Origin of the sequence: Microcystis sp. M53598_WE2 (assembly GCF_030067735.1) — a bacterium.
GTDB classification, from domain to species: Bacteria; Cyanobacteriota; Cyanobacteriia; order Cyanobacteriales; family Microcystaceae; genus Microcystis; species Microcystis aeruginosa.
This window is the reverse complement of the sequence record NZ_JASJFE010000726.1, coordinates 1-2,688: the sequence shown is the minus strand read 5'-3', so window position 1 is coordinate 2,688 and position 2,688 is coordinate 1. Positions and strand designations below refer to the sequence as shown.

1 protein-coding gene is annotated in these 2,688 nt (G+C 39.7%); it reads left to right on the top strand.

Annotated features, from left to right (window positions below; translation table 11 throughout):
* Positions 1–580: 580 nt before the first annotated feature.
* Positions 581–2,401, top strand: coding sequence for an EAL domain-containing protein (locus PX636_RS14785; protein WP_288117680.1), 1,821 nt, complete (start codon positions 581–583; stop codon positions 2,399–2,401).
* Positions 2,402–2,688: the final 287 nt, after the last annotated feature.

Here is a 2,688-nt window from a genome sequence, read left to right as displayed (position 1 = left end):
GTGGGGTGTGGGGTGTAGGGTTTTACCGATTCTCATCTGGTCAATTACCTAATTTTCAGAGAAAAAGTCCCAGAATTTTCCCCCTATCTCTCCCACAACTGGTACTTTTTGATTGACAAAAAGTCTAAAAGTCTTACCCAACAAGGTTTTTAGATTTATTCAGCAAGCCCTATCTAAATTACTCGTTAAGACCCCCTGAAAGCGGGGTCAGCTTTAAGCCAAGGAATTAGGGGTACAGTTAGTTTTAGATAATTTTGATGCTGGCTATTCCTTCTTAAGTTATATTGATAAATATCCCCTCGACAGCTTGAAGAGCGAACCTTTATCCCATCTTTACCATCAAAAACCGAGCATTTAGCCATGTTATCGACTATAATCGGCCTAGTACAGAATTTGAAGAAGTACAAAGATTTTGGGTTACTCAGGCCTTGAAACCAGAAGATGTGACTCAATTCTTGTTAAGTAACTGTTCCGAATCACACCCAACACTTTATTGAGAAAATAAATTAAGTCAAAGACGAATAAGCCATGACTTTTTGAGGGAGCATATTAACTTATATTTTGTCGAGGTACCGAAAAAATGATTAATGGTTCATCCAATTCCCGTTATCTGCTCATTGTGGAAGATCCTCAAGGGAGAAGAACAATTACCCTAGAAGACATGAAATATTCTCTCGGCCGTAAGTCCGATAATCAAATTGTTCTTCGCTCCAAATACGCGTCTCGTTATCATGCGACTTTAATTAAAAAGAGTCTTGATCGCCAAAATTTTTCCTATTGGATTCTTGATGGTGATTTAGAGGGGAATAAAAGTCATAATGGTATTTATGTCAATGGTTCTAAATGCTTGGTTCATGAATTAAAAGATGGTGATTTAATTAACTTTGGCTGTGATATAAATGCCAGTTTTCATTTAATAGCCAGTCAAGAAAAAATAGAGCAAGCACCGGTTAAAACTTCAGGACAGCTACGAGTGGATCTGACGGAAAGTGAAGCAAATTATAGCCGGGATAACTTCCACACAAAAAGTACCCTAATTCTCCATCATTCCCCATCCCAGACCATTAGTTTTGATAACAGGACTCAAGAGGAATCTTTCCTAGATCCTCTCACGAATTTGCCTAACCGTTCTATCTTTAATGAATATCTGTCAAATGCTATTAATAATGCCCAGAAAAGTAATCAACTGCTCGGTCTGTTATTAGTGGATGTAGAGCGGCTAAGAAATGTCAACAATCGACTAGGTTATCGACTGGGAGATAAGCTATTAAAAATCGTCAGTGAACGGTTAAGAAAAAATTTGAGATCGGGGGATATAGTCGCTCGTTGGGGAGGGGACGAATTTATTATCCTGCTGCCACAAATTAATAATGCTAATGATCTGGAAAAAGTTAGTCAAAGAATTATTAAAACCCTAGAAAATAATTACGAAATCGAAAATCACTCCCTAGCCGTGCGATTAAATTTAGGTTCAGTTATCTGTCCCCCCGTCGGCACAGACAGAAAAATGATTTTACAGAAACTGGAGGAAAATTTAGTAGCGGTCAAGAATAATATCAATAATAACTCCAGGATAGAGTCAGTTAATGTTCACCCTAAAAATACTCGTAGTTCTAAAGTTGAATATTTTCTCTATCAGGCAATCAGAAATAATGAATTAGCTCTTTACTATCAACCGCAAGTTAATATGACTCAGGGACAAGTGGAAGGGTTAGAGGTATTATTGCGCTGGTTACACCCTCAATTCGGATTAATCGCTCCTAATCGTTTCTTACCCTTAATCCAAGAAAGCGAGTTAATCCTTGAGCTTAATCGTTGGGTGCTGAAAAATGCCTGTCAACAAGCACAAATATGGCAGCAGCGAGGATTATTATACACTCCCATCTCGATCAATCTGTCCCCGCACCAATTGCGGGATCCGCAGTTGCTCACCATCCTCAAAGAAGTCTTGACTGAAACCCAAATCGGGCCTTTCTTTCTGGAGATGGAAATAACCGAGACAAGTTTACTAGAAAATAGCCGTGAAACCGTTCGAATTCTTGGGGATTTGCAGGAATTGGGTATTGGGATCACCCTCGATGATTTTGGCAGCGGTTACGCGTCGATCGCCTATCTCGGTCAATTTACCGTGAAAAAACTGAAAATAGAGCAATCTTTAACGAAAAACCTGAGTAATAATCCCCAGGATACCCGTTTTATCTCGTCATTGCTGGCGATAGCGAAAAGTTTTAACTTAATAGTGATCGCCAAGGGAGTAGAAACCCAACAACAATTAGAAATCCTGCAAGAATTAGGTTGCGAGAGAATGCAAGGCAATCGCATCAGTGGCCCTCTAGCAGTGGAGGAAATGACTAAATTTCTCCACATCCACCGCAGCCTGTCAGTAATCAGTGATCAGTGATCAGTGATCGGTTGCCAGTTATCATATCTGGGTTTTTAGTAAGTAGGAGTAAATAGGGTTTGCGGCAAAAAGCTTTTCCTAGGGGCAGGGTGTGGGGTGTGGGGTGTGGGGTGTGGGGTTTTACCCATTTTCAGGTGGTCAATTACCTAATTTTCAGGGAAAAATTACCTGAATTTTCCCCCCAATCACTCCAATGGTCGGCACTTTTTGAGGTCAAAAAAGTCTAAAAGCCTTATCCAAAAAGGTTTTTAGATTTATTCAGCAAGCCCTAAATAGCATTAAGTACC

Coding starts and splice junctions, on each gene's coding strand:
- PX636_RS14785 (WP_288117680.1), top strand. CDS start 581: ATGATTAATGGTTCATCCAATTCCCGTTATCTGCTCATTGTGGAAGAT.